The organism is Stenotrophomonas sp. YJH_SMC_130 (genome assembly GCF_059369035.1).
On sequence record NZ_JCAFSH010000001.1, the window covers coordinates 376,969 to 395,696 of the forward strand.

Annotated in this window: 16 protein-coding genes; 7 read left to right on the forward strand and 9 right to left on the reverse strand. The window is 67.5% G+C overall.

Features of this window, described 5'->3' with window-relative positions; translation table 11 throughout:
* Positions 1-209 precede the first annotated feature (209 nt).
* From AC5P5V_RS01850 to AC5P5V_RS01860, 3 genes are all read left to right on the forward strand, one after another.
* Entirely contained in the window at positions 210-1,688 is a 1,479-nt protein-coding gene (locus AC5P5V_RS01850; RefSeq protein WP_061479515.1) for a DNA-3-methyladenine glycosylase 2, read from the forward strand.
* Positions 1,685-2,176, forward strand: a complete 492-nt coding sequence (locus AC5P5V_RS01855) for a methylated-DNA--[protein]-cysteine S-methyltransferase (protein ID WP_061479516.1) — start codon at positions 1,685-1,687, stop codon at positions 2,174-2,176. Before AC5P5V_RS01850 ends, AC5P5V_RS01855 begins: the two co-directional genes overlap by 4 nt.
* A gap of 504 nt (positions 2,177-2,680) precedes the next feature.
* Positions 2,681-3,931, forward strand: coding sequence for an alkaline phosphatase family protein (locus AC5P5V_RS01860; protein WP_154350445.1), 1,251 nt, complete (start codon positions 2,681-2,683; stop codon positions 3,929-3,931).
* Between the two features lie 131 nt (positions 3,932-4,062).
* Here the strand turns inward: AC5P5V_RS01860 and AC5P5V_RS01865 are convergent, their stop codons facing one another.
* The gene (locus tag AC5P5V_RS01865) at positions 4,063-4,242 is read right to left on the reverse strand and encodes a 30S ribosomal protein THX (protein WP_010483110.1); all 180 of its coding nucleotides are present in this window, start codon (positions 4,240-4,242) and stop codon (positions 4,063-4,065) included.
* Positions 4,243-4,352: 110 nt separating this feature from the next.
* Positions 4,353-4,766 (reverse strand): MerC domain-containing protein, encoded by a 414-nt coding sequence (locus AC5P5V_RS01870; RefSeq protein ID WP_005415804.1) that lies wholly within the window; start codon positions 4,764-4,766, stop codon positions 4,353-4,355.
* 134 nt (positions 4,767-4,900) lie between these two features.
* Between AC5P5V_RS01870 and AC5P5V_RS01875 the strand changes: the two genes are divergently transcribed.
* The 4 genes from AC5P5V_RS01875 to AC5P5V_RS01890 all read left to right on the forward strand — a co-directional run bounded on the left by AC5P5V_RS01875 (position 4,901) and on the right by AC5P5V_RS01890 (position 10,769).
* On the forward strand, positions 4,901-7,108 hold the full coding sequence (locus tag AC5P5V_RS01875; RefSeq protein ID WP_134968788.1) for a TonB-dependent receptor: 2,208 nt from the start codon (positions 4,901-4,903) through the stop codon (positions 7,106-7,108).
* A gap of 256 nt (positions 7,109-7,364) precedes the next feature.
* Positions 7,365-7,931, forward strand: a complete 567-nt coding sequence (locus AC5P5V_RS01880) for a TetR/AcrR family transcriptional regulator (RefSeq protein ID WP_005415802.1) — start codon at positions 7,365-7,367, stop codon at positions 7,929-7,931.
* Entirely contained in the window at positions 7,931-9,604 is a 1,674-nt protein-coding gene (locus AC5P5V_RS01885; RefSeq protein WP_495215799.1) for an MFS transporter, read from the forward strand. The genes AC5P5V_RS01880 and AC5P5V_RS01885 overlap by 1 nt, the downstream gene beginning before the upstream one ends.
* Before the next feature lie 10 nt (positions 9,605-9,614).
* Complete coding sequence (locus AC5P5V_RS01890; protein WP_061479520.1) at positions 9,615-10,769, forward strand: HlyD family secretion protein; 1,155 nt, start codon at positions 9,615-9,617, stop codon at positions 10,767-10,769.
* 94 nt (positions 10,770-10,863) lie between these two features.
* Here the strand turns inward: AC5P5V_RS01890 and AC5P5V_RS01895 are convergent, their stop codons facing one another.
* The 7 genes from AC5P5V_RS01895 to creB form a co-directional block, all read right to left on the reverse strand.
* Positions 10,864-11,355, reverse strand: a complete 492-nt coding sequence (locus AC5P5V_RS01895; RefSeq protein ID WP_005415799.1) for a Fur family transcriptional regulator — start codon at positions 11,353-11,355, stop codon at positions 10,864-10,866.
* 34 nt (positions 11,356-11,389) lie between these two features.
* Complete coding sequence (gltX, locus tag AC5P5V_RS01900; protein WP_134968789.1) at positions 11,390-12,793, reverse strand: glutamate--tRNA ligase; 1,404 nt, start codon at positions 12,791-12,793, stop codon at positions 11,390-11,392.
* Between the two features lie 155 nt (positions 12,794-12,948).
* Positions 12,949-14,541 carry a M20/M25/M40 family metallo-hydrolase gene (locus AC5P5V_RS01905; RefSeq protein ID WP_134968790.1) on the reverse strand — a complete coding sequence of 531 codons (1,593 nt, stop codon included), beginning with the start codon at positions 14,539-14,541 and terminating at the stop codon, positions 12,949-12,951.
* 155 nt (positions 14,542-14,696) lie between these two features.
* Positions 14,697-15,107, reverse strand: coding sequence for a hypothetical protein (locus AC5P5V_RS01910; protein ID WP_134968791.1), 411 nt, complete (start codon positions 15,105-15,107; stop codon positions 14,697-14,699).
* A 10-nt stretch (positions 15,108-15,117) separates the two neighbouring features.
* Positions 15,118-16,437, reverse strand: coding sequence for a cell envelope integrity protein CreD (gene creD / locus AC5P5V_RS01915; protein ID WP_134968792.1), 1,320 nt, complete (start codon positions 16,435-16,437; stop codon positions 15,118-15,120).
* 81 nt (positions 16,438-16,518) lie between these two features.
* A complete protein-coding gene (gene creC / locus AC5P5V_RS01920) occupies positions 16,519-17,979 on the reverse strand; it encodes a two-component system sensor histidine kinase CreC (protein ID WP_065197072.1) in 1,461 nt (486 codons plus the stop codon).
* Between the two features lie 3 nt (positions 17,980-17,982).
* Positions 17,983-18,708, reverse strand: coding sequence for a two-component system response regulator CreB (creB, locus tag AC5P5V_RS01925; RefSeq protein ID WP_072166850.1), 726 nt, complete (start codon positions 18,706-18,708; stop codon positions 17,983-17,985).
* Between the last annotated feature and the right edge of the window lie 20 nt (positions 18,709-18,728).

Genomic DNA, 18,728 nt, shown 5'->3' on the forward strand with positions numbered 1-18,728 from the left:
GCGTGAGCGCCATGGATGGCGCGACCGAGCTACAGGGACGTACTTGCAGCGCCCCCTGCCACCGGCCCCACCCCGCCCTCCCACAGGAAGCCTGCTGTTGCTGTTGCTGTTGCCTCTGCGGGTGCAGGGCGCAGCCCTGCCCAACCCTCTTCAGCATCCATGTCCGAATGTGGCGAGTATCGCCGCCCGCACGGGCCTAGACTGGCGCCATGGACACCGCCCTCGCCCTCGACACCGCCGCCTGCGACCGCGCCCGCCTGGCCCGCGACGCACGCTTCGACGGCGTGTTCTTCACCGCCGTGCGCAGCACCGGCATCTATTGTCGCCCGGTGTGCCCGGCACCGCCGCCGAAGCCGCGCAACATCACCTACTTTCCGACCGCCGCGGCCGCTGCGGCCGCCGGGTACCGCCCCTGCCTGCGCTGCCGCCCGGAATTGGCACCGCAGGCCCAGCAGGCCCTGGCCGGACAGACCGTGCAGCGGGCACTGGCGCTGATCCACGGCGGCTTCCTGCAGGAGCAGCCGGTGGCCGATCTTGCAACGAAGCTCGGCCTCAGCGCGCGCCAACTGCAGCGCCTGTTCGTCGAACATCTCGGCGCGACGCCCGGGCAGATCCACGCAACCCATCGCCTGTTGCTGGCCAAACAGTTGCTGACCGAAACCACGCTGGCGGTGACCGACGTCGCGCTGGCTGCCGGCTACAACAGCCTGCGCCGCTTCAATACAGCGTTCCTGCAGGGCTGTGGGATGGCGCCGACCGCCCTGCGTCGCCAGCATCAACCGTTGGCTGCAGATGATGGCGGTCTGGTGCTGCGCCTGGGCTACCGTCCACCACTGGACTTCCCACGCATGCTGGCCTTCCTGCGCAAACGCAGCCTGCCCGGCATCGAACTGATCGGCGAAGACAGCTACCAGCGCGTACTGGGCACGCCGGAGCGCCCCACCCTGCTGCGCGTCACCGCCGATTCGAAGCGCCCGGAGCTTCGCCTGCAATTGGGCGCGGTGGATCCGCGCCTGATCCCCGACATCGTGCGCCGCGTGCGTCGGGTGTTTGATCTGGATGCCGACCTGCAGCAGGTCCATGCCGCGCTGGGCGAAGAACCGCTGCTCGCGCGTGGCATCGCCGAACGCCCCGGACTGCGCGTACCCGGCGGCTGGGATGGTTTCGAGGTGGGCGTACGCGCGGTGCTCGGGCAGCAGGTCAGCGTGGCCGCGGCCACCACCTTCGCGCGGCGCCTGGTCGACGCCTATGGCGCGCACCTGCCGGGCATGCCATCGGAATTCGATCGCCAGTTCCCCGCGCCCGAGGTACTGGCCGAGGCACCATTGGAATCCATCGGCCTGCCGCGCAGCCGCGCGGCCACCGTGCGCGCCCTGGCCGCCGCCTGCGCCAGCGGCCAGCTCGACTTCGGGCCCGGCCAGGCCTTGGAGGAATTCGTGGCCCGCTGCGTTGCACTGCCCGGCATCGGCCCCTGGACCGCTCAGTACATTGCCCTGCGCGGACTCGGCCAGCCCGATGCCTTCCCGGCCGGCGATCTTGTACTGCAGCAGGTGCTCGGCCACGCCCAGGGCCAGCGCCTGAGCGAACGTGCGACCGAAGCGCGCTCGCAACCGTGGCGCCCGTGGCGCGCCTACGCGGTGCTGCACCTGTGGCACCTGTCCGGCACGTTCGTTGGAGAACCGACATGACCCTCTTGTTCGATCGTTTCGACAGCCCGATCGGCGTATTGACCATCGCCGGTGACGAGCGTGGTCTTGCGCACGTGCTGTTCCCGGAGAACCGCCACCCCGCGCGCGGGCGCGACGGCTGGCATCACGCGCCGGGCGCATTGCCCGAAGCGCGCGAACAACTGCTGCAGTTCCTGCACGGTGAACGCAGCCGGTTCGACCTGCAGCTGGCACCACGGGGCACGCCTTTCCAACTGCGTGTTTGGCAGGCGCTGGCGTTGATTCCGTTCGGCCAGACCTGGAGCTATCTGCAGTTGGCGCAGCACCTGGGCCAGCCCAGCGCGACCCGCGCGGTGGGCGCGGCCAATGGCCGCAATCCATTGCCGATCATCCTGCCCTGCCACCGCGTGATCGGCAGCAACGGTGCACTGACCGGCTTCGGCGGCGGCCTGGAAACCAAGGCCGCGCTGCTGCGGCTGGAACAGCGCCAGGCACCGCTGTTCGCCTGAGAGGGCTGGCCGGGCTGCGCCCGGCACCCGCAGAGGCAACCGCAACGGCCGAAGCAACAGCAGCGTTCCGGAGCATGGCGTGGTGGGTCCGGCTGCGGGGGACGCCGTCAACCCGTCCATGGGGGCTTGGCCGCGGCTTGCTCGTGTGCGCTGTCCTGCGCACACGGCAAGACCGGGGTTGGGCGTCCTGCCCAACCCGCCCGAGGCATGCCTCGGGCCCATGCCGCGGACACCCCCGCAACCGGACCCACCCCGCCTTCGACAGGTTCCGGCGATCTGTCGGGACGGCGCACTGCGCAACTGTTGGTAGATGTCGACCTTGGTCGACACGGTAGGTCCGCGCCATGCGTGGATGGAAGCATCAGGAATACGTCTGGAGAAAAGCCCCCTTCTTGTTGAAGGGGGCGCGCCGACAGGCGCGGGGATAAGGAAAAATGCGCGGAGACGGCGCGCGATAGTGCGCCGTGTCTTGGGCGCGTCATTACCTCGCACTATCATGCGCGGATGACTTCCGTACGCCTGACCTGCGCGCTGGCGCTGCTGCTGCCATTGGCCGCCTGCACCACCGCGCCTGCCCCTTCCGCCTCCGTTCCCACACCCGTCGCTGCGGCGGCACCGCCCAAGCTGCTGCTGATCTCCATCGATGGCCTGCGTGCCGACGCGCTGGATCGCGGCCTGACCCCGAACCTGCAGCGACTGATCGACGGCGGCGTGCGTGCACGCTGGATGACCCCGTCCTATCCGTCACTGACCTTCCCCAACCACTACACCATCGTCACCGGCCTGCGCCCGGACCACCACGGCATCGTCAACAACAGCATGGACGATGCAACCCTGGGCCGCTTTGAACTGAGCAACCGCAAGGCGGTCACCACCAGTGGCTGGTGGGGCGGTGAACCGATCTGGGTCGGCGCCGAGAATGCTGGCGTGCGTTCGGCCACCACGTCATGGCCGGGCAGCGAATCGGAGATCCGTGGCGTACGCCCCAGCCAGTGGCGCATCTACGACGGCAAGGAACCGCTGGAGCAGCGCGCCGGCATCGTGCTCGACTGGCTTGCACAGACCGACGCCGATGCACCCCGCCTGACCACGCTGTACATGGAACACGTGGACAAGGCCGGCCACAACTACGGCCCCGAGTCGAAGCAGTACGCCGACGCCATCGTGCGCGCCGACCAGATCGTCGGCCAGGTGCTCGACGGACTCCAGCAACGTGGGCTGGCCGCAACCACCAATGTGATCGTGGTCTCTGACCATGGCATGGCCAGCGTGCCGGTCGGCCAGGTGATCTCCACCGAATCGATGGTCGACCCGGCGATTGCGCGCAATGTCAGCCAGGGCCAGTCGGTCGGCTTCGCACCGGTGGTCGGCCATGAAGCTGCCGCCGAACGCGCCCTGCTCGGCCGCCACGCGCACTACGAATGCTGGAAGAAAGAAGAACTGCCGGCGCGCCTGCACTACGGCAACCATCCGCGCATTCCCGCCATTGTCTGCATGATGGATGAAGGCTGGGATGCCCTGCATCAGGAAAAGATGGCCAAGCGCGAACAGCAGGACCGCGGCTCGCACGGCTACGACAACGCGCTGCCGTCCATGCGTGCGGTGTTCGTCGCCGGCGGCCCGTCGTTCCGCCAGGGCCTGGTGATTGACGGGTTCGACAACGTGGACGTCTACCCGCTGCTGGCCCACCTGTTGCAGGTGCCGGCCGCGCCGAACGACGGCAATCCGGAAACGCTGAAGAAGACCCTGCGCTGAGTTCCCGTAGAGCCGAGCCCATGCTCGGCTGCATTGCGCCAGCCGAGCATGGGCTCGGCTCTACAGAAACGGGCATAAAAAAAACGCGGCGCCAGGCGCCGCGTTTTCTTTGGACCGGTCGGTCGGCCGGATCAGGCCTTGGCGACGGTCTTCTTCGCCACGGCCTTCTTCGCCGGAGCCTTGGCCACGGTCTTCTTGGCAACCGGGGCGGCGGCGCCTACGGCGACCTTGCTCGCGGTGTGCGAACGGGCGTTGCCGTAGCTGGCGTTGTAGCGCTTGCCCTTGGCGGTCTTGCGGTCACCCTTACCCATGTCTTCAACTCCTCAAGTGTGAAATCTGGTTACCCCGTACTGACACGGGTTCGGCGGGGCCGCCTTGCTGGGCGCCCCCGCGCACGATCGGAAATTCTATCACGGAGCGCCTAGTGCGCGCAGCTGGCGTCGTGTACGTGGCCGTGGTTCAGGCGCAGGTTGACCAGATGGGCAACGCCCACCAGCAGGCCGCCGATGGTCATCACCACCGCATGCGGCACGGCGTTGTGATGCAGCGGCTCGTACAGCACGCCGGCCCACAGCGCGACCAGGCCGGGGATCAGGAAGCCCAGCGCACGCAGCGCGCCATGGCGGCGGTAGCCCCAGACCAGGCTGAACAGCCCAAGCAGGGTCACGAACAGCACCAGCGCCTGTTCAACGCCGTCGCTCAGCCAGAACGACAGGCCCAGCGAGGGCGCTGCCGCCAGCAGCACCGGGATGACTGCGCAATGCACCGCGCACAGCATCGAACCGGTGGCACCGAAACGGTCGAGCAGGTGGCGCAGGCGTGAGGACAAGGACATGACTTCCAGCAGGGCGGCGAATCGTTATGGAATAATATAACATCCCTTCCTGACCCGCACGCTTTCCCTTCCCCCGTCCCATCGACGGGATTCGTGCGCCCAGCGATTGATACAGTGTAACAAAGGACCCATCCATGCCCACCCACACCGCACGGCTCAAGCCGCATTCCCTGGCTCTGGCCCTCGCCGCCCTGCTGCCGTCCGGCGCCTTTGCAGCCGGTCAGGACACCGCCCATCGTGACCGCCACCTGACCGAGCTGTCCTCGGTGCAGGTCACCGCGTCGCCGCTGCAGGGCGATGCCGAATCCCTTGCACGCCCGGTGGAGGTGCTGGCCGGTGAACGCCTGGACGAGCAGAAGGCCGGCACCCTCGGCGATACCGTGGCCAAGCTGCCCGGCGTACAGAGCACCTTCTTCGGGCCCGGCGTCGGCCGCCCGATCATCCGCGGCCAGGAAGGCCCGCGCGTGGCCGTGCTGTCCAACGGCATGGACAACATGGATGCCTCCACCGTCAGTGCGGACCATGCCACCAGCATCGAGCCGTTCCTGGCCGACCAGATCGAAGTGCTGAAGGGGCCGGCCACGCTGTTGTTCGGCAGCGGTGCCATCGGTGGCGCGGTCAACGTGGTCGATGGCCGCATCGCGCGCGAGCTGCCCGAGCGCCCGCTCAGCGGCCGCGCCGAGCTGCGTGGCAATTCGGTGAACAACGAGCGCAGCGGCATGTTCCGCCTCGATGGCGTCAGCGGCAATGTCGTGCTGCACGTGGATGGCCTGGTCCGCAATGGCGACGACTACCGCATTCCCGGCTATGCGGTGATCGACAGCCTGGAAGACCACCACGACGACCACGACCATGACCACGCAGGCGAGGAAGGCGAAGAGCCGCGCCGCGGCCGCCTCGACAACAGCTCCATCCGCACCCGCGCCGGCGGCGTCGGCGCAACCTGGCTGGGCGACGGCGGCTACTTCGGCGTGTCGGCCAGCACCTACCGCACCAACTACGGCATTCCCAATGGCGCGCACGTGCACGCCGACGGTGATGATCATGGCCATGACCATGGTCACGACCATGGTGATGAAGAGGAAGGCGGTGACGAGCACGACGTGCGCATCGACATGGTGCAGAACCGCTTCGAGACCAAGGCCGGCATCTACGACCCGGTCTCGTTCCTGAAGAACATCAACGCGCGCGTGGCCTACACCGACTACGAGCACGTGGAGCTGGAGGCCGGCACGCCGTCGACCCGCTTCACCAACCGGGGCATCGAGGCACGTCTGGAAGCGGTACAGCAGCAGATCGGCGGCTGGGACGGCGCCTTCGGCCTGCAGTTCGGCAACAGTGATTTCGGCGCCAAGGGCGAAGAGGCGTTCGTACCGGATACCGGCACGAAGAACATCGGCCTGTTCGTGCTGCAGGAAAAGCAGTTCGGCCCGTTCAAGCTGGAACTCGGCGGCCGCCACGACCAGGTCAAGCTGGACCCGACCGGTGACTACCGTCGCCGCACGTTCGGCGCCACCAACCTGTCGGCCGCTGGAATCTGGAAGCTCAACGACGCGGTCGACCTGCGCATCGGCGTGGACAGCTCCGAGCGTGCACCGACCAATGAAGAGCTGTACGCCGCCGGTGCGCACATCGCTACCCGTTCCCTGGAAATCGGCGACAGCAACCTGAAGACCGAGCGCGGCCAGCGCGTGGAACTGGGTATCCACACCCACAGCGAGCGCCTGGACTTCTCCGCCTCGGTCTACCAGACGAAGTTCAAGGACTTCATCTACCTGGCCGACACCGGCGTTACCGAGGGGCTGCCGGTGCGCGCCTGGACCCAGCAGGACGCGGTGTTCCGCGGCGCCGAGGCCGAAGCGCTGGTGCACCTGTTCGAGGGCGGCGCCGGTGACTGGGACCTGCGCCTGTTCGGCGACTACGTGAAGGCCAAGCTGGATGGCAGCGGCAGCCACAACCTTGACATCGCCGTGCCGCACGGCGACCACAACCACAATTACAGCGTGGAACTGGCCAACACCGGCTACCTGCCGCGCATCGCCCCGGCCCGCGTCGGCGCCGACCTGCGCTGGTCGAAGGACGGCTGGCGCGCCTCGGTCGGTGCGGTGCGCTACAGCCGCCAGAAGGACGTCGCGCAGAACGAAGCACCGAGCGATGGCTACACCCTGGTCGATGCGCACCTGGCCTACCGCTGGGACCGCAACGACAGCAACAGCTACGAGGTGTTCCTGGATGGCAGCAACCTGACCAACCGCGAAGTGCGTCCGCATACCTCGCTGCTGCGCGACTACTCGCCGCTGCCGGGCCGTGGTGTCGCATTCGGCATCCGCGCGTTCTTCTGATCGGATGTAGGGGGGCGGATCCCTTTCCGCGGGAAAGGGCTCTGCCCCCACTCGCCCTTCAACGCATGGCCGGGCCGCACCACGAATACCATTCTCTCTCCCGGGGGGCCGTCTGGCCCCCCGTTCCTTTATGCGTGAGCGAGGTCGCGGCGCCCTCGCTCACACACCCGTCACAAAGATGTGCGTACCACAACAAGCGGACAATCCCGTCACCCAATGTCTCGCCAATCGGACACTTTTGTCCGAAAATAATTCCATGACTGCCCAACGTGCCGATGCCGCTGCCCGCCGTGCCCTCATCCTCGACGCCGCCGATCATGTGTTCGGCCAACACGGTGTCACTGCCCCACTGGACCTGGTGGTCGAACGCGCCCAGGTGGGCCGCGCCACCCTGTACCGCAACTTCCCCGACCGCACCGCGCTGATCCAGGCGCTGCTGCAGCGCACGGTTGATCGCATCCGGCGCCAGGTCGAACAGCTCGGTGACCGCGACGACGCCCTGTTCGAGGTGTTCGAGGGCATGGCCCAGCGCATCATCGATTCGCCCGCACTGGCCGATTACTGGCGCGCGGTCGATTCGGACGTGCCGGCCATGCGCGCGGCGCGCGAGACCGTGCGCGACCTGCTGGAGGAGCCGATCGCCCGCGCCAAGGCCGCCGGACTGTGCCGTGCCGATCTGGAGAAGACGGATATTTCACTGATCTCGGGCATGCTGGGTGCGGCCCTGCGCGGCAAGACCCGCGACGAGCGCGCCCACCTCGCCGGGCGCGCCCTGCAGCTGCTGCGCGGGGGTCTCCAGGGAGCAACCAGCGAGGCGCGCTGATGGTCCAGCCGTATCTGAAGCCGGTTCCGGATTGGGAGGAGCATGAGAAGCCGACCATGCCCGGCTCGGCGTCGATGCCCTGGCACCCGCCGTACCGGCGCGCGGCCTATGCGCTGGTATCGCTGCTGGTGGCGATCACCGGCGGCCTCGGCAATGCGCTGGTCACCGCCAACCTGCCGTTCCTGCAGGGCCAGCTGGCGCTGACCCCGACCCAGGGCAGCTGGCTGGTAGCGGCCTATGCCATGGTCAACGTCACCGCCAACCTGCTGGCCTTCAAGTTCCGCCAGCAGTACGGCATCCGCCTGTTCGCCGAAATCGGGCTGGGGCTGTATGCGGCGCTGGCGGTGCTGCACCTGTTCGTCGGCAGCTTCGAGACCACGATGCTGACCCGTGCCGCCAGCGGCTTCGCCGGCGCGGCCTGTTCGACACTGGGCACGCTGTACATGCTGCAGGCGCTGCCGCGCCGCTTTACCGGCAACCTGCTGGTGGTCGGCGTCGGCCTTTCGCAGCTGGCGGTGCCGATCGCCTGGATCGTTTCACCAGGCTTGGTGGATACCGGCCAATGGCACCAGCTCTATTCGTTTGAAGCCGGGCTGGCGCTGTGTGCGTTCGCCGCCGTGGTGGTGTTGAAGCTGCCGCCCGGCATCCAGGTGAAGGCCTTCGAGCCGCTGGATTTCCTTACCTTCGCGTTGCTGGCGCCGGCGGTTGCGCTGCTGGTGATCGTATTGGCGCAGGGCTACACCCGTTGGTGGCTCAACACGCCGTGGCTGGGCTGGGCCCTGGTCGCCTCGATCGTGCTGTCCACCACCGCCTTGATCATCGAGCACTACCGGCGCAATCCACTGCTGCAGATCCGCTGGCTGTCGACGCTGCCGGTGCTGCATTTCATCGTCGGCGCCTTCCTGATCCGCTTCCTGACCACCGAGCAGTCCTATGGCGTGGTCAACCTGATGCGCACGCTCGGCATGGGGCCTGACCAGATGCGGCCGCTGTTCGTGGTGATCCTGGCCGGGGTGATCGTGGGCATCGCCGGTGCCTCGCTGACCTTCGGCCCGAAGCGGCTGATCGCCCAGCTGCTGATGGCGATCCTGCTGCTGGGCGCTGCCGCCTTCTTCGACCAGCACCGCACCAGCATGGATCGGCCGCACGATTTCTACGCCAGCCAGTTCCTGGCCTCGGTCGGCGCCGGCATGTTCATGGGCCCGTTGATCATGCTCGGCATTTCCGCTGCGTTGAAACAGGGCGTGGACCACATGATCACCTTCCTGGTGACGCTGTCGATCACGCAGACGCTGGGCGCCCTGGCCGGCTCGGCAGTGCTGGGCACCTTCCAGCTGCATCGCGAGCAACTGTACTCCAGCGCGCTGACCAGCCAGCTCGACCCCGCCGATCCGGTGGTGGCACAACACCTGCGCATCCAGCAACAGCTGTACAGCGCACAGATCACCGACCCGGTGCTGCGCAGCGCGCAGGGCAGCGCGCAGCTGGCGCAGACCACGCGCCGCGAAGCCAATGTGCGCGGCTTCAATGATGTGTTCACCCTGAGCGGTTGGCTGGCGATCGGTTTCCTGTGCTGGTTGCTGCTGCTGTCGCTGCGCACCGCCGTGCTCAAGCAATGGCGCAAGCGCCACCCCACTTCACCCGTTGCGGCCACCCCGGCCGCGCACCGCTGAGTCCTCCGCCATGCCCCCCGTTCCGCCCCGATCCGACGACGCCGACAATGTGACGCCACCGCCGCCGACCGACGCGGCACCTGCGCCCACGCCCGTTGAACCGGCAGTCGCGCCGAAGTATCTCAAGCCCAGCGCGCGCAGCGTGGTGGTGATGGTGGTGGTGGCCCTGCTGGGCATTGCGCTGATCCTGCGCGCCTGGCACCTGTGGCCGTTCACCAGCAGCGTGATGGTGACCGACAACGCCTATGTGCGCGGCCAGATCACCGTGATGGCGCCACAGGTCAACGGCTATGTGACCGAAGTGCTGGTGAAGGATTTCCAGCATGTGAGGCAGGGCGAGCCGCTGCTGCGCATCGATGACCGCATCTATGCCCAACGCGTCGCCCAGGCGCAGGCGACGCTCGACAGTGCGCGCGCGGCGCTGGCCAACTCCGACCAGTCGCAGGCGCAGAACCGTGCGCAGATCGCCTCGGCGCGCGCCACGCTCTCGGCCGGCCAGGCCGAACTGCAGCGCTCGCGCAACGAGCTGAAGCGCTACGAGGAACTGGCCGCGCAGCAGTTGGTGTCGATCAATGACCGCGACAAGTTCCGCACCAGCCAAGCCTCGGCGCAGGCCAGCGTGCAGCAGTCGCAGGCGCAGATCCGCATCGCCGAGGAAACACTGGTGTCGACCCAGGTCGCGCGCAAGAGCCTGGAGGCCCAGGTGGAAAGCGCACAGGCGCAGCTGGAACTGGCCCGCATCGACCTGGCCAACACGGTGATCCACGCACCGCGCGACGGCCAGATCAGTGAAGCCAGCGTGCGCGTGGGCCAGTATGTCGCCGCCGGTTCGCAGCTGCTGTTCCTGGTACCTGACACACTGTGGGTGGTTGCCAACTACAAGGAAGGCCAGACCTGGGGAATGGCGATCGGCCAGCCGGCCACGTTCTCGGTGGACGCGTTCCAGGGCCAGGTGCTGAGGGGCCGCGTGCAGGAGATCGCGCCCGCCACCGGATCGGAGTTCAGCGTGTTGCGCCCGGACAATGCCAGCGGCAACTTCACCAAGGTGGTGCAGCGGCTGCCGGTGCGGATATCGATCGATGAAGGCCAGAAGCTGGCCGCGCAGCTGCGGCCCGGCATGTCGGTGATCGTGCGGGTGGATACCGCAGGCAAACCGAAGGACTAGCCCTTGTCATGAAACGGGGTCAGATCCCTTTGCCAATGGCAAAGGGATCTGACCCCACTCAGGATCCCGGCCAGCGGCCGGCACTACCATTGCGTTACCCCGCGCAGCGCGCGCAGAGACCGTGCACTTCCAGCGTCTGTGCCTGCGGCTGGAAGCCCAGTTCCTTGGCCCGCTTCTCCAGCTGGCTGACGATCTCGCGGTCTTCCAGCTCCACTGCGCTGTGGCAGCTGTTGCAGATCAGGAATGGCACCGAATGCGCAGCGCTGCTTGGATGATGGCAGGCCACGAAGGCATTCACCGACTCCAGCTTGTGCACAAAGCCATTGGCCATCAGGAAGTCCAGCGCGCGGTACACGGTGGGCGGAGCATCAGCGCCCACGCCCTTGCCGTTGCGCACCCATTCCAGCAGCTCGTAGGCCTTGACCGGCTTGCCGGCCTCGGCGATCAGCTTCAGCACATTGGCGCGGATCGGGGTCAGGCGCAGCCCGCGTTCGCGCGAGACACGCTCGACCACCGCCACGAAATCCGATGCGTCGTGGACGTGGTGGTGCGGGGCGGTACAGGCAGTGGCGGTCTTGGCGGGCATGCGTGTTCTCCGGTTCGGGCCTGGCAAGGATGCCTCAGGCCGTTGCTACCTTGGTGATGGCCACATCAATGCGTTTCAAGGCCTGCTCGCGGCCGGCCAGGTACACGGTATGGGAAATGTCAGGGCTGACCTGGGTGCCGGTGATGGCCACGCGCAGCGGCTGGGCGACCTTGCCCATGCCGATTTCCAGCGCTGCGGCCGCGTCATGCAGGGCCACTCCCACCGACTCGGCGGTCCATTCCGGCAGCGCGGCCAGCAGCTCGCGGGCCTTGCCCAGCGCCACCTCGGCACCGGCCTTGAAGTGCTTGGCCACCGCCGCTTCGTCGTACTCGGTCAGCGGCTGGTACCAGACCACGGCCTTCTCGGCCATTTCCTTCAGGGTCTGCACGCGTTCACGCAGGGCGATCACCACATCCTCCGGAGCCGGGCCGGCGGCCACGTCCAGCCCCAGCTTCTGCAGCTGGTAGACCAGGTGCGGCACGATCACGGCCACCTCCTCGGTCTTCAGGAAGTGCTGGTTGACCCAACCCAGCTTGGCCATGTCCAGGCGCGAGGCTTTGGAATTGCAGTCCTTCACGTCGAACAGGTCGATCAGTTCCTGGCGGCTGAACAGCTCCTGGTCACCATGCGACCAACCCAGGCGGGCCAGGTAGCTCAGCAGCGCATCGGGCAGGTAGCCGGCGTCCTTGTACTGCATGACGTCGGCCGCACCGGTGCGCTTGGACAGCTTGGCGCCCTGCTCGTCCAGGATCATCGGCATGTGGCCGAACTTGGGCACCGGCGCGCCGATGCCTTCATACAGGTTGATCTGGCGCGGGGTGTTGTTGATGTGGTCGTCGCCGCGGATGACCTCGGTGATGCCCATGTCCCAGTCGTCCACCACCACCGCGAAGTTGTAGGTGGGGTAGCCGTCCGGGCGGAAGATGACCATGTCATCCAGCTCGCTGTTGGCGATCTCGATGCGGCCCTTGATCAGGTCATCGAACACCACCGTGCCTTCCAGCGGGTTCTTGAAGCGGATGACACGGTTCGGGTCGTCCCGGTAGGGCAGGCCCAGATCGCGCGCAGCGCCGTTGTAGCGCGGCTTTTCCTGCCTGGCCATGGCGGCCTCGCGCATGGCATCCAGCTCCTCGCGGGTCTCGTAGGCGTAGTACGCCTTGCCCTCGGCGATCAGCTGCTCGGCCACTTCCTGGTAACGGGCGACGCGGTCGGTCTGGTAGATCGGGCCTTCGTCGTAGTCCAGGCCCAGCCACTCCATCGCCTCCAGGATGGCGTCGATTGCGCCCTGGGTGCTGCGTTCGCGGTCGGTGTCCTCGATGCGCAGCACGAACTCACCGCCGCGGTGACGGGCCTCCAGCCAGCAGTACAGCGCGGTGCGGGCACCACCGATGTGCAGGTAGCCAGTGGGACTGGGGGCGAAGCGGGTGCGGCAGGTCATGGACGGCTCGAGGAACGGGGATCCCCCGATTTTATCAGCCCACCGCCCCCGACGGAAAAAGGGGACGGAGGGGATTAAGTCGCGATTGCCCAGCCCTGGGGTGCTGCAACCGGGAAGCGGAGGGGGAGATACGACTTGATCCCCTCCGTCCCTTTTTACGGTTCTGCCTTTCGCGGGAAGGACGGCTCGCGCATTGCGGCGTTGTAGGCGAACGAAGCGACGATGGCCGCGGCCTGCTTCAGGTCTTCCGGTTCGGCGTGGTCCCAGGTGTCCAGGTGGCTGTGGTGGACGTTGGTGAAGTAGTCCAGCCGGTCCTGGATGAACTGGAAGCCCGGCAGGCCGATGCGATCGAAGCTGATGTGGTCGGTACTGCCGGTGTTGCGGGTGGCCACGGTGGTGGCGCCCACGTCATGGAACGGCGCCAGCCAGGCTTCGAAGATCGGCATCGCCGCCAGGTTTTCCTGCGCGTAGATGCCACGGAAGCGGCCCGAGCCGTTGTCCATGTTGAAGTAGACCTGGAACTTGCTGTAATCGCGGGTCTTCTGCAGTGCACCGGTCGGCTCGCGCAGCGACGCCGGCAGCGCTTTCTGGGCCGGGTCGGTCGGCTCCGGGAACTTGCCGAAGTGCTTGGCCACGTAGGCCTGCGAGCCGATCAGGCCCTGCTCCTCGCCGCTCCACAGCGCCACGCGGATGGTGCGCCTGGGCTTGGCGCCGGTGGCCTTGAGGATGCGCATCGCCTCCATCATCACCGCCACGCCGGCGGCGTTGTCGGCCGCACCGGTGCCGCTGTGCCACGAATCCAGGTGCGCACCGATCATCACCACTTCATCGGGCTTGCTGCTGCCGCGGATCTCAGCCAGCGTGTTGTAGCCGGGCTGGTCGGCCTCGTCGGTGAAGCGTGCTGCCACATCCACGCGCAGGCGCACCGCCTGCTTGGCCTGAAGCGCGCGCACCAGCGGATTGAAGTGTTCGCTGATCATCGCCAGTTCGGGGATGCCCACCGGCTCACCGGCCTTGCGCGAACCGCCGCCGGCAACGCGGATGATGCCGTTGTCCCAGCTGCTGATGCTGATCGAGGCCAGCGCGCCCTCTTCGACGAAGAACGCATTGACCTTGCCCGCCAGCTGCTGGCGCTCCTGGTACTCCTTGACCCGCTTGGCGCGCTCGGCGGTAGCGTCCTTGTCCTTGGGCAGGGTGAATTCCTGCAGGCCTTCCAGCGAGGTGGCGTCGTGGCGGTGCGAATCGGGCTCGGTGCCCCGCTTGTATTCGCGTGCCTCGCCCAGCAGGAGGATCTTGCCGCGCAGCTTGCCGCGGTACTTCTCGATGTCTTCGGGCTTCTTGATGTCGACCTGCACCAGCTCGCCTTCGACCGGGCCCTTCGTACCGGGGGTCCAGGCCTTGGGCAGCGCATGCAGCGGCTGCACGCGGTCGCCCAGCATTTCCACGCTGGCAGAGGTGAATTCCCAGCCGCGGCCGAAGTCATCGAAGGCTTCGTCGTGGACGTTGTCCAGCTTCCATTCGTTGAACTTGCCGCGGGTCCACGCATTGGCGCGGCCCATCGCCGGCGAATTGCTCAGGCGCGGGCCGATGCGCTCGGTGAGATAGCTGAAGGTGTCCATCACCTGCGAACGGTGGAACGCCTCCTGGCGGATGCGGCTGACCATGTCCAGGTCCACCGTCTCGCGCTGCTGCGCCCCTGCATTGCCACCCAGCACCAGCGCTGCGGCCAGCACGCCCCACTTCAACACATCGCACCCCTGCCCTTCGGCTCGATCATCAACCCATCGAGTCTAGCCAGCCGGGGCGCGGCGATACCGTCCCATCGGTCATGGACGGCGCGGAAGCGTGCGAACCAAGGTTCGCACCCACAGGAGAGTGATTGGGTCGTACCCGCAAAGCCGAATCACCCGCTCCATCCCAACCACAACTGCGCCCGCTCCGGCAGCAACAGCAACCAGTGCCGCCGGTCGACGCTGCTGCAGCCGTACACCGCCGCGTGTGCCGGCCAGTCATCCGGAAGGCCGCCGATGCCGATCTCGGCCAATGCCTCCGCGCCGGCCTTCCAGGGCCGATAGCGCGGCACCCGGCCGGCCACCGCGCCGCGTCCCTGCCGCGCACCCTGCAGCCAACGCAATCCCTGCCCCTGCAATCCTTCGCAGGTCACCGCCGCCAGCTGGAAGCGGACCAGGCCGGGGGCGATCCGCGCCCCCGGCAGGGCCGCCAGCACGCCATGTGCCTGCAGCAGTGCATCCACTTCCAGCAGGGCCGGAATGCCCTGCTGTGCCCGTTGCCGCAATCCCTGGCGCCAGCCCATGGCGTGCTCCTTACTTCAGGTCCGCGCCGAGCGCGTACCAGTCGACCCGGCGGGTCACCCACATCGCCAGCGCCAGGATCACGAACAGCAGCAGCGACCCCATCAGCAGTGCGTTGTTCTCCGACACCAGCAGGCCATACAACGCGCCGTACAGCACGGTCAGCAGGGCCGCGAAGCCGAGGCCGCGCTTCCAATGGCCCAGCACGTTGGCCAGGTACACCGCCTGCAGGCCGATACAGGCCACCGCCGAAACCAGGTAGGCCTTCCAGAACGCGACGTGTTCGGACAGGCTGATCAGCAGCAGGAAGAAGATTGCCAGCGCCAGGCCGACCATCAGGTACTGCAGCGGGTGGATGCGCAGCGACTTGATCAGCTCGAACAGGATGAAGCCGACGAAGGTCAGCAGCACGAACAGCACGCCGTACTTGGACGCACGGTCGGCCTGGGTGTAGGTATCGACCGGATCGACCAGCGACACCGTCACTGCCTGCGAGTCGACCGAACCTTCATTGCGCAGCTGCCGCTGTGCGTCGGAGGCCAGCGAGGACACCGCCCAGCGCGCGTCGAATCCCTGTGCATCAACGCGCCGCTCGTTGGGCAGGAACGCACCGCTGAACGACGGATGCGGCCAGCTCGAACGCAGCGCGATGTGGGTGTCATCGCCCACCGGCACCACCGACAGCATGCGGCTGCCATCCAGGCGCAGCTCCAGTTCAACGGTGCTGGCCGCCAGCGTGCCGCCCTGATCCGCAGCGAAACCGGCCACCGGCGCATGCAGGCCACGGCCGACTTCGCTGGCCACGCCGACGCCCGGCAGCAGGCGCAGCTGCTTGCCATCCACGCGCAGGTTCGGTGTACCGACCAGGCCGCGCACATCGGAAATTCCCACCGCCACATACGGCTGGCCATACGTGCGCCCCGCCTTCACCGGATAATCGTCAGCGGCGAAGCTCGCCTTCATCTGGCCGTTCCAGCTGTACACCGGCACCTTGAACAGGCCGACTTCGCGCTGGCTCGGCAGCATCTCACCGCCCACCTCCAGCGACGCCGGCATCTGCAGCCAGTGCCCCTCGGTGACCTGCACCTCGGTCTTCTTGACGCCCAGCGGGTCAACCAGTTCAACCTGCTTGCGTTCCACCCACGGCACCACCCGCACCGGGCCCACCAGCTGCTGCGTGCCCGCGCGGCTGTCGGCCACCCGCGCAAAGGCCTCGTCGCGGTACTGGCTGCGTTCGGTGATCACCCCGCGGATCATCATCAGCGGCACCAGCAACAACAGGATCAGCCCGCCGACAATGGCGAACCGCAGCAGCATCTTCAGGGATTTCATGGTCCATCCTCGTTGGAGAGGGCTGCAGGATGGACCGCTGCGGTGAGCAGGGTTTGTGGCGAATTTGAAGCGAGTGTGAAGTCAGCGGCGCGGGCGCTGGCCCGCAGCACCCAACGGCAGCCACAGGCTTGCCACCGTGCCACCGCCATCGCGGGCGTCGAGGCTGGCGCGTCCGTCATGCAGGCGAGCCACTTCCTGCACGAACGGCAGGCCCAGGCCGGAACTGCGCCGGCCGCTGCCGGGGCGGGCCAGCGAATAGAAGCGTTCGAACACCCGTTCGCGCGCGTAGTCGGGAATGCCGGCACCGCGATCCGCTACCTGCAGGCGCACGCCCGGCCCGTCCACCTCGGCCTGCAGCGCGATGTCCGCGCCGGGCGGTGAGAAAGCAATGGCGTTGTCGATCAGGTTGTGCAACGCCTGCCGCAGCAGATAGGCATCACCCTGCACGCGCAGGTCGGGCACGCTGCCGATGCGCACCTGCACGCCGGCCGCCTGCGCACGCACCTGCGCGGCCGCCGCCGCATCGGCCAGCAGCGTGGGCAGCGCGATCGGATCGCGGGTCTGCAGCCAGCCGTGCTGTTCCACTTCGGCCAGCGCCAGCAGCTTGTCGATCGTCTCGGTCAGCCGCTCCTGTTGATCAACGATGCTGCGTGCGAAATGCACGCGGTCGGCCTCCGGCAGCGGCTCCTGCAGCAGCTCGGCGGCACCGCGGATCGCCGCCAACGGACTTTTCATTTCATGCGTCAGCGACTGCACATACTGCTCGACGTAGGCCTTGCCCTCCAGCTTGCGGCGCATCGTTTCCAGTGCCTGGCCCAGGTCGCCGATCTCGTCGCGGCGACGCCGCGGCGGTGGCACCGGTTCGCCGGCGCTGACCGCCCGTGCATAGCGGCTGAGCTGGCCAAGGCCCGTGGTGAGCCACATCGTCACCAGCACGCCGACCAGCGCCGACAATCCGATCAGCCAGGCGCCGCGCTCGATGATGGCGCGCTGGCTGGCCGCAATGAACGGATCGATGCTGCGGTTGGGCTGGGCCAGGCTGAGCACGCCGATCAGGGTGCGGCCATCGGCCGGGTCGTATACCGGCGCCGCCACATGCATCACCGTATCGCCTTCTTCGCCTGGCACTTCCGGGCTGGAGCGGGCGCCGTACTCGCCACGCAGGGTGCGGTAGACATCGTTCCAGCGCGAATTGTCACGCCCCAGGTCGCGGCCCAGCGAGTCGTAGATGACGATGCCCTTGGCATCGGTGATGGTCACCCGGTAGTCCAGTGAGCGCTTGGGAAAGCGCCAGACCATCGCCTTCAGGTCACGCTGCCGCGCCTTGGCCAGGTTGCGGGTGAAGCTGCCGCTGCGGATGGTGCCGTCCTTGACATCGGCCGCCGCCATCTCGGCCAGCACGTTGGCGGCATCGACCAGGGTCGATTCCATCGCCTGGCGCACACCCGGCTTCACTTCGTTGACGAACACGCGCATCACGAAGAACGCGGCGATGCCGGTGATCAGGAAGAAGCCGAGGAACAGCTTCAGGACCAGGCGCATCGGCTAGACCTCCAGCGCGTAGCCGAGGCCACGGTGGGTGCGGATCGGGTCGTCGCTGGCACCGGCTGCGCGCAGCTTGGCGCGCAACGTCTTTACATGGGTGTCGACGGTGCGGTCGGCACTGTCGGCGCTGCTGTCCCAGCCGCGATCCATCAACTGGGCGCGACTGAGAATGGCGCCCGGCCGCTGCAGCAGCGCTTCCAGCAACGCGTACTCGTAGCGGGTCAGGTCCAGCGCGTGGCCGCGGAAGCGGATGCGCCGGCCTTCGCGGTCGATGGCGAAGGCACCATGTTCCTGCCAGCCCGCATCGGCGCCGGGGGCTGCCGCGACCGGTGCAGCGCGACGCAGGCGCGCACGCACCCGCGCCACCAGCTCACGCGGCGAGAACGGCTTGGTCATGTAATCGTCGGCGCCCAGTTCCAGGCCCAGCACGCGGTCCACTTCATCGTTGCGGGCGGTCAGGAAGATCACCGGCAGCTGGGCCGCCGGCCCGGGCTGCGCGCGCAGCCGCCGGCACACCTCGAAGCCGCCCAGGTCGGGCAGGCCCACGTCCAGCACCACCACGTCGATATCCCCGGCCTGCAGGCGCTTCAGGGCCTCGCCACCGAGCAGGCAGTGGCTGGCGGCATAGCCCTCGCTGCGCAGCGCATAAAGCACGGTTTCGGCGATGGCGGCTTCGTCTTCGACGACCAGGACATGGGCAACAGGAGCTGTCATGGCGCGCAGCATAGCCGCTGCGGCCGCCGCCC